This window comes from Enterobacter sichuanensis, assembly GCF_002939185.1.
Classification (GTDB): domain Bacteria; phylum Pseudomonadota; class Gammaproteobacteria; order Enterobacterales; family Enterobacteriaceae; genus Enterobacter; species Enterobacter sichuanensis.
Map to the genome: position 1 here is coordinate 34428 of NZ_POVL01000024.1, position 12163 is coordinate 46590.

Annotated in this window: 11 protein-coding genes; 7 read left to right on the top strand and 4 right to left on the bottom strand. The window is 56.3% G+C overall.

Annotated features, from left to right (window positions below; genetic code table 11):
- Window position 1: 1 nt before the first annotated feature.
- The 6 genes from aroB to trpS all read left to right on the top strand — a co-directional run bounded on the left by aroB (window position 2) and on the right by trpS (window position 5834).
- Entirely contained in the window at window positions 2-1090 is a 1089-nt protein-coding gene (gene aroB, locus C5687_RS12445) for a 3-dehydroquinate synthase (protein WP_059386636.1), read from the top strand.
- Window positions 1091-1182: 92 nt separating this feature from the next.
- Window positions 1183-2484, top strand: coding sequence for a cell division protein DamX (gene damX / locus C5687_RS12450; RefSeq protein WP_095452480.1), 1302 nt, complete (start codon window positions 1183-1185; stop codon window positions 2482-2484).
- Between the two features lie 67 nt (window positions 2485-2551).
- Window positions 2552-3364, top strand: a complete 813-nt coding sequence (gene dam, locus C5687_RS12455) for an adenine-specific DNA-methyltransferase (RefSeq protein WP_025758088.1) — start codon at window positions 2552-2554, stop codon at window positions 3362-3364.
- 41 nt (window positions 3365-3405) lie between these two features.
- On the top strand, window positions 3406-4083 hold the full coding sequence (rpe, locus tag C5687_RS12460) for a ribulose-phosphate 3-epimerase (protein ID WP_014885523.1): 678 nt from the start codon (window positions 3406-3408) through the stop codon (window positions 4081-4083).
- Complete coding sequence (gph, locus tag C5687_RS12465; protein WP_104557029.1) at window positions 4076-4837, top strand: phosphoglycolate phosphatase; 762 nt, start codon at window positions 4076-4078, stop codon at window positions 4835-4837. The genes rpe and gph overlap by 8 nt, the downstream gene beginning before the upstream one ends.
- Window positions 4830-5834 carry a tryptophan--tRNA ligase gene (gene trpS / locus C5687_RS12470; protein ID WP_020687783.1) on the top strand — a complete coding sequence of 335 codons (1005 nt, stop codon included), beginning with the start codon at window positions 4830-4832 and terminating at the stop codon, window positions 5832-5834. The genes gph and trpS overlap by 8 nt, the downstream gene beginning before the upstream one ends.
- A gap of 97 nt (window positions 5835-5931) precedes the next feature.
- Here trpS and C5687_RS12475 read toward each other — a convergent pair whose 3' ends face one another.
- The 4 genes from C5687_RS12475 to nirB form a co-directional block, all read right to left on the bottom strand.
- Window positions 5932-6102, bottom strand: a complete 171-nt coding sequence (locus C5687_RS12475; protein WP_003861638.1) for a YhfL family protein — start codon at window positions 6100-6102, stop codon at window positions 5932-5934.
- Between the two features lie 143 nt (window positions 6103-6245).
- Window positions 6246-7619: a siroheme synthase CysG gene (gene cysG, locus C5687_RS12480; protein ID WP_047959609.1), complete on the bottom strand. Its 1374-nt coding sequence runs from the start codon at window positions 7617-7619 to the stop codon at window positions 6246-6248.
- A gap of 135 nt (window positions 7620-7754) precedes the next feature.
- Complete coding sequence (gene nirD, locus C5687_RS12485; RefSeq protein ID WP_025758081.1) at window positions 7755-8081, bottom strand: nitrite reductase small subunit NirD; 327 nt, start codon at window positions 8079-8081, stop codon at window positions 7755-7757.
- Window positions 8078-10621, bottom strand: coding sequence for a nitrite reductase large subunit NirB (nirB, locus tag C5687_RS12490; RefSeq protein ID WP_045285971.1), 2544 nt, complete (start codon window positions 10619-10621; stop codon window positions 8078-8080). The genes nirD and nirB overlap by 4 nt, the downstream gene beginning before the upstream one ends.
- Window positions 10622-10859: 238 nt before the next feature.
- Between nirB and C5687_RS12495 the strand changes: the two genes are divergently transcribed.
- A complete protein-coding gene (locus tag C5687_RS12495; RefSeq protein WP_104557030.1) occupies window positions 10860-12161 on the top strand; it encodes a cytosine deaminase in 1302 nt (433 codons plus the stop codon).
- Window positions 12162-12163: the final 2 nt, after the last annotated feature.

Below are 12163 nucleotides of genomic sequence, written 5' to 3' on the forward strand. Positions count from 1 at the left end.
CATGGAGAGGATTACAGTTACTCTCGGGGAACGTAGTTACCCTATCACCATCGCGGCTGGTTTGTTTAACGACCCAGCTTCCTTTTTACCACTGAAAGCGGGTGATCAGGCGATGCTGGTCACCAATGAGACGCTGGCTCCGCTTTATCTCGACCGTGTACGCCACCTGCTTGAGCAGGCGGGCGTTAAAGTCGACAGTGTGATTCTCCCCGATGGCGAGCAGTATAAAAGCCTGACGGTACTGGATACCGTCTTTACCGCATTGCTGCAAAAACCGCACGGTCGCGATACAACACTGCTTGCCCTGGGCGGCGGTGTTGTGGGCGATCTGACCGGCTTTGCGGCCGCAAGCTATCAGCGTGGTGTTCGCTTTATTCAAATCCCGACCACGTTGCTGTCTCAGGTCGACTCCTCTGTTGGTGGCAAAACGGCCGTTAACCATCCGCTCGGCAAAAACATGATTGGCGCGTTCTACCAGCCTGCCTCGGTGGTGGTGGATCTCGACTGTCTGAAAACCCTGCCGGCGCGCGAGCTGGCTTCTGGTCTGGCGGAAGTGATCAAATACGGCATTATTCTGGATGGCGAGTTCTTTAACTGGCTTGAAGAGAATATGGATGCGCTGCTGCGCCTGGATGAGACTGCACTTGCATACTGCATTCGTCGTTGTTGTGAGCTGAAAGCAGAAGTTGTTGCCGCGGACGAGCGTGAAACGGGCTTACGTGCTTTACTGAATCTTGGGCATACGTTTGGTCACGCGATTGAAGCCGAAATGGGTTACGGCAACTGGCTGCACGGTGAAGCCGTCGCGGCTGGCATGGTGATGGCCGCCCGCACCTCTGAACGTCTTGGCCAGTTCAAACCGCAAGAGACGGCACGTATTGTTGCGCTGCTTGAGCGTGCTGGTTTGCCGGTAACCGGGCCGCAGGAGATGTCGGCACACGCGTATTTACCCCACATGATGCGCGATAAAAAAGTATTGGCAGGCGAGATGCGTCTTGTACTCCCGCTTGCAATAGGGAAGAGTGAAGTACGCGGCGGAGTGCCGCACGATGTCGTTCTTGGCGCTATCGCTGATTGTCAGCAGGCGTAACAACTAGAAAGGTCAGGCCACTGTTGCAGGTGGTCGTTTAGCTTCAGGTGAAATGCAAAGTCGTTGGCATAAGCCTTTGAGTGGGGTGTTAAATGGATGAATTCAAACCAGAAGACGAGCTGAAACCCGATCCCAGCGATCGTCGTACTGGTCGTTCTCGTCAATCTTCAGAACGTGATAACGAGCCGCAGATCAACTTTGACGATGTTGATCTGGATGCAGACGATCGTCGCCCTTCGCGCAGCCGCAACGCGCGTGATGAGCGAGAAGAAGAGGATTATGAGTCCGAAGAAGATTCAATGGACGAAGAGCCTGTAGAGCGTCGCCCGCGTAAACGTAAAAAAGCCGCTGCGCCAAAACCAGCCTCCCGTCAGTACATCATGATGGGCCTTGGCGTTCTGGTGCTGGTGCTGCTGATTGTTGGCATTGGCTCCGCGCTAAAAGCACCTTCATCGAACTCAACCGAGCAAACCGCTTCCGCTGAGAAGAGCATCAACCTTTCCGGTAACGATGCAAGCGATCAGGCGAATGGCGCACAGCCTGCACCGGGAACCACCTCCGCAGAGCAGACGGCAGGCAATACCGCTGCGCCGCAGGATGTTTCTCTGCCACCCGTATCTTCAACCCCCGCTCAGGGTCAGGCACCTGTTACGCCTGAAGGCCAGCAGCGCGTAGAAGTTCAGGGTGACCTGAACAATGCCCTGACGCAGCCGCAGAATCAGCAGCAGGTTGATAACGTCGTGGTTAACTCTACGCTGCCAACTGAACCTGCAACGGTTGCCCCGATTCGCGGTGCTAACGCTCAGCCACAAACGGCGGCGACGGAAACCAAACCGCGTCAGACGCAAACCACCACGCGTCCTGAACGTAAGCAGGCGGTAATTGAGCCTAAGCGTGAAACCAAACCTCAGGCTGTGGTAAAAGCGCCTGAAGTGAAAACCGTACCGGCACAGCCGAAACGCACTGAAACGGCTGCGGTGAGCGAGCCTGCAAAAGCGCCTGTCACGCAGACCGCGCCGAAAGCAACGGCGACCACCACGGCACCGGTCACCACCACGGCTCCAGCCGCGACGGCAACAGCATCCAGCAGCGCGGCAGGTAAAACGGCAGGCAACGTCGGTTCGCTGAAGTCTGCGCCATCCAGCAATTACACGCTGCAGCTGAGCAGTTCGTCTAACTATGACAACCTCAACAGTTGGGCGAAGAAATCCAATCTGAAAAACTATGTGGTTTATCAGACGACCCGTAACGGTCAACCGTGGTATGTGCTGGTCAGCGGTGTGTATTCATCCAAAGATGAAGCAAAACGTGCCGTAGCGGCCCTGCCTGCTGATGTTCAGGCAAAAAACCCATGGGCGAAGCCGATTCATCAGGTTCAGGCCGATCTGAAGTAATGTTTAAAGCGCAGGATGCTGTCGGAGCTTTCTCCACAGCCGGAGAAGGTGTAATCAGTTAGTCAGCATGAAAAAAAATCGCGCTTTTCTGAAATGGGCAGGGGGGAAATACCCCCTGCTCGATGATATTAAAAAGCACCTGCCTGAGGGCGAGTGTCTTATCGAGCCTTTCGTTGGCGCGGGATCGGTGTTCCTGAACACCGATTTTTCGCGTTATATCCTGGCGGATATCAACAGCGACCTTATCAGCCTCTATAACATCGTTAAGCTGCGTACCGAAGAGTATGTCGCAGAGGCGCGCAAACTGTTTACGCCGGAGAACAATAACCCAGACGTTTACTACCAGTTCCGTGCGGAATTTAACCAGAGTCAGGATCCGTTCCGCCGGGCGCTGCTGTTCCTCTATCTCAACCGACATGGTTATAACGGTCTGTGCCGGTATAATCTTCGTGGGGAATTTAACGTGCCGTTTGGCCGTTATAAGCGCCCCTATTTCCCGCAGGACGAGCTGTATCACTTCGCCGAAAAAGCACAGCATGCGGAATTCCACTGCCTCTCGTATGAAGAGTGTATGGAGCTGGCAGGCGTAAACTCGGTGGTTTACTGTGACCCTCCGTACGCGCCGCTGTCTGCGACAGCGAATTTCACCGCCTATCACACCAACAGCTTCAGCCCGGCCGAACAGGCCCGCCTGGCGGAGATGGCGGAAAAGCTGGTCAGCAAAAGAATTCCGGTGTTAATTTCGAATCACGATACCCCTGATACGCGCGAATGGTACAAAGCCGCGACGCATTTTCAGGTTAAAGTGCGGCGTAGCATTAGCAGCAACGGCGGCACACGTAAAAAGGTGGACGAACTCCTGGCTCTTTATCGCCCCTGAGCCGTTTTGCCCGCCGGTAAACACATTTCAAGGAGATGCGGATGAAACAGTTTTTGATTGCCCCCTCAATTCTGTCGGCCGATTTTGCCCGCCTGGGTGAAGACACCGCTAAAGCTCTCGCGGCTGGCGCAGATGTTGTCCATTTCGACGTGATGGATAACCACTACGTTCCCAATCTGACCATTGGCCCAATGGTGCTTAAGGCGCTGCGTAACTACGGCATTACCGCCCCGATTGACGTGCATCTGATGGTGAAACCGGTTGACCGTATCGTGCCGGATTTCGCCGCAGCGGGCGCCAGCATCATCACCTTCCATCCGGAAGCCTCTGAACATGTGGATCGCACCCTGCAGCTCATCAAAGAGAACGGCTGTAAAGCAGGTCTGGTGTTTAACCCGGCAACGCCGCTGAGCTATCTCGACCATGTGATGGATAAGCTGGACGTGATCCTGCTGATGTCCGTTAACCCGGGCTTTGGTGGTCAGTCGTTTATTCCTCACACGCTGGATAAGCTGCGTGAAGTACGCCGTCGTATTGATGAGTCAGGTTACGATATTCGTCTGGAAGTGGACGGCGGGGTGAAAGTCAATAACATTGGTGAAATCGCGGCAGCGGGCGCGGATATGTTCGTTGCAGGTTCGGCGATTTTCGACCAACCGGATTACAAAAAAGTCATTGATGAAATGCGCCGTGAGCTGGCGAAGGTAAGTCATGGATAAATTGCAGGCAATTCGGGGTGTGGCATTCGACCTCGACGGCACGCTGGTCGACAGCGCGCCAGGCTTAACGAGTGCCGTAGACCAGGCGCTGTATGCCCTTGAGCTGCCCGTGGCGGGTGAAGATCTTGTCGTCACGTGGATTGGCAACGGCGCTGATGTCCTGATGGAGCGCGCGCTGACCTGGGCGCGTCAGGAGCGCGCATCGCAGCGTTCTGCACAGGGTAAACCGAGCGTTGACCATGCGGACATTCCACAGGAAGAGCAACTGCGTATTCTGCGCAAACTGTTCGATCTTTTCTATGAAGAGACCGTCGAAGAGGGCAGTTTCCTCTTCCCGGACGTTCTGGAAACGCTGAGCGTGTTGCACGCGAAGGGCATTCCGATGGGGCTGGTCACCAACAAACCGACGCCGTTTGTGGCACCGCTGCTGGAAGCGCTGGATATCGCGAAGTACTTCTCCGTGATTGTGGGCGGTGATGATGTGCAAAACAAAAAACCGCATCCGGAACCGCTGCTGCTGGTGGCAGGAAAATTATCCTTAACACCTGCGGAGCTGCTCTTTGTCGGTGATTCACGCAATGATATTCTGGCTGCCCGAGCGGCTGGATGTCCTTCCGTCGGATTAACCTATGGCTACAACTACGGTGAGGCCATCACGCTAAGTGAGCCGGATGTTGTGTTCGACCACTTCAAAGATTTGTTGCCCGCTCTCGGGCTTTCGCACAGTGAACATCAGGAATTGAATAATGACTAAGCCCATCGTTTTTAGTGGCGCACAGCCTTCAGGTGAATTGACCATTGGTAACTACATGGGTGCGTTACGTCAGTGGGTCAGCATGCAGGATGATTACCATTGCATTTACTGCATCGTGGATCTGCATGCGATTACCGCCCGTCAGGATCCTGAGAAGCTGCGTAAGGCCACGCTGGACACCCTCGCCCTGTATCTGGCCTGTGGGATCGACCCTGAGAAAAGCACCATTTTCGTTCAGTCCCATGTGCCAGAGCACGCGCAGCTGGGCTGGGCGCTGAACTGCTACACCTATTTCGGTGAACTGAGCCGCATGACCCAGTTCAAGGATAAATCCGCGCGCTACTCGGAAAACATCAACGCCGGTCTGTTCGACTATCCGGTGCTGATGGCGGCAGACATTCTGCTGTACCAGACAAACCAGGTGCCGGTGGGTGAAGACCAGAAGCAGCACCTGGAGCTGAGCCGCGATATCGCCCAGCGCTTTAACGCGCTTTATGGCGAGGTGTTCAAAGTTCCAGAGCCGTTTATTCCGAAATCGGGTGCCCGCGTCATGTCGCTTCTGGAGCCGACCAAGAAGATGTCCAAGTCTGACGATAACCGCAACAACGTTATCGGCCTGCTGGAAGACCCAAAATCGGTCGTGAAAAAACTCAAGCGCGCAGTGACCGACTCTGACGAGCCGCCTGTGGTGCGCTACGATGTGCAGAATAAAGCGGGCGTTTCCAACCTGCTGGATATTCTCTCCGGTGTTACCGGCCAGAGCATCCCTGAGCTGGAACAGCACTTCGAAGGCAAGATGTACGGCCACCTGAAAGGCGAAGTGGCCGATGCCGTTTCCGGCATGCTGACCGAGCTGCAGGAGCGTTATCACCGCTACCGCAATGACGAAGCTTTCCTGCAGAAAGTGATGAAAGAGGGTGCGGAAAAAGCCAGCGCCCGCGCGTCCGAAACCCTGAAAGCGGTGTACGAAGCGATTGGGTTTGTTGCGAAGCCTTAAGTCTGCTTTGTCGGGTAAGGCGGAGCCGCCACCCGACAAAAAACCGCACAAACAAAAAAACCGGGGAACCCCCGGTTTTTTTACGCCTGAAAAACGCTTACTGCTGTGCCGCCGGGCCGCAACCACCGATGATCTTCGAAATGGAGATCGCCGGGTGCAGCAGATAATCATAGCTGCAGTTGTTTTTGGTGTTCTGGACGTGACCGGTGCAGGCCGTCAGAGTGGTTAACAGACCGACCAGAACGGCGGCTTTTGCCAGTTTAAACATACGCATTCCTTGTCTTAAAAACGAAAATCAGATGTCACTCAAGGGAATAAAGGGAAAAGTTCCACTTCGGGGCGGTATGTTATCGACAGCGGTAAGAGGGGAGTAGTCCGCTTCAGGACTACTCCGGAAAGGAAGAGTGTGCGTTAGTGATTTGAGAACCAGTTGAGTTTGTCGCGCAGCTCAACCACACGGCCAACCACAATCAGCGCCGGGCTTTCAACCTGCTGCGCCAGTTCGCCTAACTGCGTCAGTACGCCATCCACCACGCGCTGCGTAATGGCGGTTCCGTTTTCGACCAGCGCGACGGGCATATCTGCCGCCATGCCGTGCTCCAGCAGCTTCGCCTGAATGGTGGCGGCCTGGTTTAACCCCATGTAGAACACCAGCGTTTGCTTTTCGGCGGCGAGGTTGTGCCAGTCCAGTTCGCTGCCCGTCTTCAGGTGGCCCGTCACCAGACGCACGCTCTGGGCGTAATCGCGGTGGGTCAGTGGAATACCCGCGTATGCTGAACAGCCGGATGCCGCGGTAATGCCCGGCACCACGGAGAAGGGAATGCCCGCGTTACACAGGGTTTCGAGCTCCTCGCCGCCGCGACCGAAGATAAACGGATCGCCCCCTTTCAGTCGCACCACGCGTTTTCCCTTTTGCGCCTCGCGCAGCAGGATCTGGTTAATCTCCTCCTGCGGTACGCAGTGGTAGCCCGCCCGTTTGCCCACGAAGACGCGGTCAGCGTCGCGGCGTACCAGGTTCATGATGTCATCCGAGACCAGACGGTCATACACCACAATATCCGCCTGCTGGATCTGCTGCAGGCCTTTCAGCGTCAGCAAGCCCGCATCGCCAGGACCTGCACCGACCAGCACCACTTCGCCCCGATGATCCAGCGGCTCAGCGAGTAACTGCGCCGTCGTCTCTTCAACCGCTTTACTGTCCTGATTCGCCAGCGACTGCGCCAGGCGGTCATTCACAAAGAATTTTTCCCAGAAACGACGACGCTCGCCAACGGTCGCGAAGGTTTGCTTCACGCGTGAACGCAGTTGCCCTGCGTAGTGGGCAATCTGACCGAGATGTTGCGGCAACAGGGCTTCCAGTTTTTCCCGCAACAGGCGCGCCAGAACGGGCGAGCGGCCCCCGGATGACACGGCGATCATCAGCGGTGAACGGTCAATAATCGACGGCATGATAAAGCTGGCTTCTTTCGGCGCATCCACCACGTTACAGAAGATACGGCGCGCCTCACAGGCATCGCTGACCCGCTGGTTCACTGCATCGTCATCCGTCGCGGCAATGGTCAGCCAGCAGGTCTCCAGCAGGGATTCATCAAACTCTCCCTGCACCAGCGTCAGCATCCCTTCCTGGGCCCAGACGTTAAACTGGGGGGCGAAGGCAATGGCGTTGACGGTCAGTCGGGCGCCCGCCTCTAACAGCAGGCGCGCTTTGCGCTCAGCCACGTCGCCGCCGCCCACAAGCAGGCAGTCGCGATGGCGTAATTGACAAAAAATCGGCAGGTGATCCACGACATTACCTCACAGCATTCATGGAGGGACAGGAATTGACGTCAGGATAACAGCAGGAATCGCCGAAAATATACGGTTTTTCCTGCCGTTACCCATAAGGGGTCATAAGCTTTTCATATTGAAAAGGCGAGGGAATTAGCCCTGTAGCTGCACCTTGCCGTCCTTCACGCGAACGTCGTAGTGCTTCACCGAGTAGTTTTCATCTTCCATGCACAGTCCGTCACGTAAACGGAAGCGCTGCTTTTTCAGCGGGCTGGCGACCCACAGTTCGCCCTGATGCTCCGCAATCAACCCACGGGAGAGCACGCTGGCCTCGAAGAACGGGTCGATGTTGCTGATGGCAAAGAGCTGTTCATCGTGGCGGGGGCGGAAAATCGCAACCTGCTCGTTGCCCAGCAGCGCGCAGACGCCGGTTGCGGGGAGAATGTCGTTAATATCGCAGATGGTTATCCACTGGCTCATGCGTTTTCCTCCACCAGCGTGACCGGAATACGTTCATACGGTGTCGCCGGACGATGCTGTTCACGCTCTGGCACAACCTGCACATTCGGGTCGCGCTGAGTGCTGTTGATAAAATGTCTGAACCGCGTCTGTGCCGCCGGGGTGTTGACGGTTTCAGTCCACTCGCAAATCACCGCCTCACGCAGTCGTGCCATCTCCGCTTCCAGATGCTCGTTCAGGCCCAGCTTGTCGTCGATAATGACCGATTTCAGGTAGTCGATGCCGCCTTCCAGATTATCAAGCCAGGAGGCGGTACGGGTCAGCTTATCGGCGGTACGGATGTAGAACATCATGAAGCGGTCGAGATACTGAATCAGCGTGTCGTGATCGAGATCCGCGGCCAGCAGGTCCGCGTGGCGTGGTTTCATCCCGCCGTTGCCGCAGACATACAGGTTCCAGCCTTTTTCGGTGGCGATAATCCCTACGTCTTTACCCTGGGCTTCCGCACATTCACGGGTACATCCCGAGACGCCAAACTTCATTTTATGCGGCGTACGGATGCCTTTGTAGCGGTTCTCCAGCTCCACGCCGAAACCGACGCTGTCGCCGACGCCGTAGCGGCACCAGGTGCTGCCCACGCAGGTTTTCGCCATACGCAGCGCTTTAGCGTACGCGTGACCGGTTTCGAAGCCAGCGTCAATCAGCTGACGCCAGATCTCCGGCAGATCGTCTTTCTGCGCACCAAACAGGCCGATACGCTGGGAACCGGTGATTTTGGTGTACAGGTTAAATTCACGCGCGATACGGCCCACCGCCACCAGCCCTTCCGGGGTAATTTCACCACCGGCGGAACGTGGAATCACGGAGTAGGTACCGTCTTTCTGGATGTTGGCCAGGAAGTTGTCGTTGGTATCCTGCAGCGGCGTATGCTCGGGTTTGAGGACATACTCGTTCCAGCAGGAGGCCAGCAGGGAGCCGACGGTGGGTTTACATACCTCACAGCCGTAGCCCTGGCCGTGCTTCGCCAGCAGTTCGTCGAAAGACTTAATGCCTTCCACGCGGATCAGATGGTAGAGCTCCTGGCGAGAATACGCGAAGTGCTCGCACAGGTTGTTGTTCACTTCGATGCCCTGTTTCGCCAGCTCGGCGTTCAGCACCTGGGTGACCAGCGGAATACAACCGCCGCAGCCGGTGCCGGCTTTGGTTTCCGCTTTCAGCGCCGCAACGGTGTGGCAGCCTTTGTTAATGGCAGAGATGAGCATGCCTTTGGTGACGTCAAAGCAGGAGCAGATCTGCGCGCTGTCCGGCAGTTTATCCACGCCGATAGACGGCTTGCCGCTGGAGGCGTGCGCCGGGAGGATCAGTGCGTCCGGGTTTTCCGGCAGTTCGATGGCGTTCAGCACCAGCTGGAGCAGGTTGCCGTAATCACTGGTGTCACCCACCAGTACCGCCCCAAGCAGGGTTTTGTTGTCCTGGCTGACGATCAGGCGCTTATAAACTTCTTTACTCTCATCGAGATAAACGTAGCTGCGGGCACCCGGCGTGCGGCCGTGTGCATCGCCAATACCGCCAACGTCCACGCCCAGCAGCTTCAGCTTGGCGCTCAGGTCCGCGCCTTCGAAGGCGTTTTCGTTGCCGAGGATGTGGTCCACGGCGACCTGCGCCATTTTGTAACCCGGCGCCACCAGACCATACACGCGGTTATTCCAGCTGGCGCATTCGCCAATGGCGTAGATATCCGGATCGGAGGTCTGGCAGGTGTCGTTAATCATGATCCCGCCGCGCTGGGCGACGGCCAGACCGCACTGGGTTGCCAGCTTGTCGCGCGGGCGGATCCCGGTGGAGAAGACGATGAAGTCAACTTCCAGCTCGCTGCCGTCGGCAAAGCGCATGGTTTTGCGCGCTTCAGTGCCTTCCTGCACGATCTCTTTGGTGTTTTTGCTGGTGTGAACCTTCACGCCCATGCTTTCGATTTTGCGACGCAGCTGGTCGCCACCCATGTGGTCGAGCTGTTCGGCCATCAGCATCGGAGCAAATTCGATGACGTGGGTTTCAACGCCGAGGTTTTTTAGCGCGCCCGCGGCTTCCAGGCCCAGCAGGCCACCACCCACCACCGCACCGCGTTTACTGCGACGGGCGCAGGACTCAATGGCGTTGAGATCTTCAATGGTACGATAGACGAAGCAATCCTGCGTTTCAGCGCCTTTAATCGGCGGGATCCACGGATAGGAGCCGGTCGCCATGATCAGCTTGTCGTAAAAAACCGTACGCCCGGCGCTGGAGTGGATCACTTTCTCCTGACGGTTGATGGTGATAGCGCGTTCGCCCACCAGCACCTTTACGCCATGCTTCTCGTAGAACCCTTCACGCACCAGTGAGAGCTCTTCGGCAGTATGATGGGAGAAATAGGAAGATAAGTGCACACGGTCGTACGCCTTGCGGGGTTCTTCACAGAACACGGTAATATCGAACTGAGCGGCATCGGCTTTATCGAGAAGATCCTCAATAAAGCGGTGACCGACCATGCCGTTACCGATGATAGCGAGTCTGAGTTTGCTCATTATTGCCTCGATTTCTTTTCTATTACCGCCTACCTTAACGATTCAGCAGGGGCGCTTATTGATGCAAATCAAATACGTCTTCGCCTACTCCTTAGGTGGTATATGACTGATTTGTCAGGATTTTTATAAGTTATGGAAATCGCAGGCTTTTCGGGTTAGTTGAATTTGTGTACAAATCAGGGGCGGTTTTGCAAAAATCGATACGCCTGTCCAGCAGCTGCGTTTTTAGGGGAAAGATATGTCTACTACACCGTTATGGCTTGTTCAGAATGTTCGTTTACCGGGTCGGGAAGGGCTGTGGCAGCTTGCCATTGAGAACGGGCGATTTGGTGACATCACCCCCATGGATGACACCCATACCGAAAGCTATGAAGTGTTAAATGCGCGCGGTGGATTGGCTATTCCCCCGTTTATTGAGCCGCATATCCATCTTGATACCACCCAGACGGCGGGCGAGCCGAACTGGAACCAGTCCGGAACGCTGTTTGAGGGCATTGAGCGCTGGGCGGAGCGCAAGGCGCTACTCAGCCATGACGACGTGAAAGCGCGGGCGTGGAAAACGCTGAAGTGGCAAATCGCCAACGGGATCCAGTTTGTCCGCACTCATGTGGATGTCTCCGACCCGACGCTCACCGCCCTGAAGGCGATGCTGGAGGTGAAGCAGGAGGTTGCGCCGTGGGTGACGCTGCAAATCGTCGCGTTCCCGCAGGAAGGTATCCTCTCTTACCCGAACGGCGCGGCTCTGCTGGAAGAGGCATTACGGCTGGGCGCGGATGTGGTGGGGGCGATCCCCCACTTTGAGTTCACCCGCGAGTACGGCGTGCAGTCGCTGCATATCGCCTTTGAGCTGGCGAAGAAGTATGACCGTCCGCTGGATATTCATTGCGATGAAATTGATGACGAGCAGTCTCGCTTTGTCGAGACGGTGGCCACGCTGGCGTATGAGGCCGGTATTGGCGCACGGGTAACGGCCAGCCACACCACCGCCATGCACTCCTACAACGGTGCCTATACCTCGCGGCTGTTCCGACTGCTGAAGATGTCGGGGATTAATTTCGTCGCGAACCCGCTGGTCAATATCCACCTGCAGGGGCGCTTCGATGATTATCCGAAGCGTCGCGGCATCACCCGGGTGAAAGAACTACTGGCGGCGGGCATTAACGTCTGCTTTGGCCATGATGATGTCTTTGACCCGTGGTACCCGCTTGGTACCGGCAATATGCTGCAGGTGCTGCATATGGGGCTGCACGTCTGTCAGATGATGGGCTATCCGCAAATCGACAGCGGCCTGAACCTGATCACCCATAACAGTGCCCGAACCTTTGGCCTGAGCGATTACGGAATTGAGACGGGCAACCCGGCGAACCTGATTATTCTGCCTGCGGAGAGCGGGTTTGAAGCGGTACGCTGTCAGGTGCCGGTGCGCTGGTCCATTCGTCAGGGACGAATTATTGCCACCACACAGCTGGCGCAGACCTGGATCCAGATGGATAACGGGGGAGAAGAGGTGAGCTTTGCCAGAAACACCCCCTCTGCGTAGGG

Excerpts from the sequence above, each read along its gene's own strand:
- dam (WP_025758088.1), top strand. The coding sequence starts at position 2,552 with ATGAAAAAAAATCGCGCTTTTCTGAAATGGGCAGGGGGGAAATACCCC.
- C5687_RS12495 (WP_104557030.1), top strand. The coding sequence starts at position 10,860 with ATGTCTACTACACCGTTATGGCTTGTTCAGAATGTTCGTTTACCGGGT.
- C5687_RS12475 (WP_003861638.1), bottom strand. The coding sequence starts at position 6,102 with ATGTTTAAACTGGCAAAAGCCGCCGTTCTGGTCGGTCTGTTAACCACT.
- rpe (WP_014885523.1), top strand. The coding sequence starts at position 3,406 with ATGAAACAGTTTTTGATTGCCCCCTCAATTCTGTCGGCCGATTTTGCC.
- gph (WP_104557029.1), top strand. The coding sequence starts at position 4,076 with ATGGATAAATTGCAGGCAATTCGGGGTGTGGCATTCGACCTCGACGGC.
- trpS (WP_020687783.1), top strand. The coding sequence starts at position 4,830 with ATGACTAAGCCCATCGTTTTTAGTGGCGCACAGCCTTCAGGTGAATTG.
- nirD (WP_025758081.1), bottom strand. The coding sequence starts at position 8,081 with ATGAGCCAGTGGATAACCATCTGCGATATTAACGACATTCTCCCCGCA.
- aroB (WP_059386636.1), top strand. The coding sequence starts at position 2 with ATGGAGAGGATTACAGTTACTCTCGGGGAACGTAGTTACCCTATCACC.
- nirB (WP_045285971.1), bottom strand. The coding sequence starts at position 10,621 with ATGAGCAAACTCAGACTCGCTATCATCGGTAACGGCATGGTCGGTCAC.
- damX (WP_095452480.1), top strand. The coding sequence starts at position 1,183 with ATGGATGAATTCAAACCAGAAGACGAGCTGAAACCCGATCCCAGCGAT.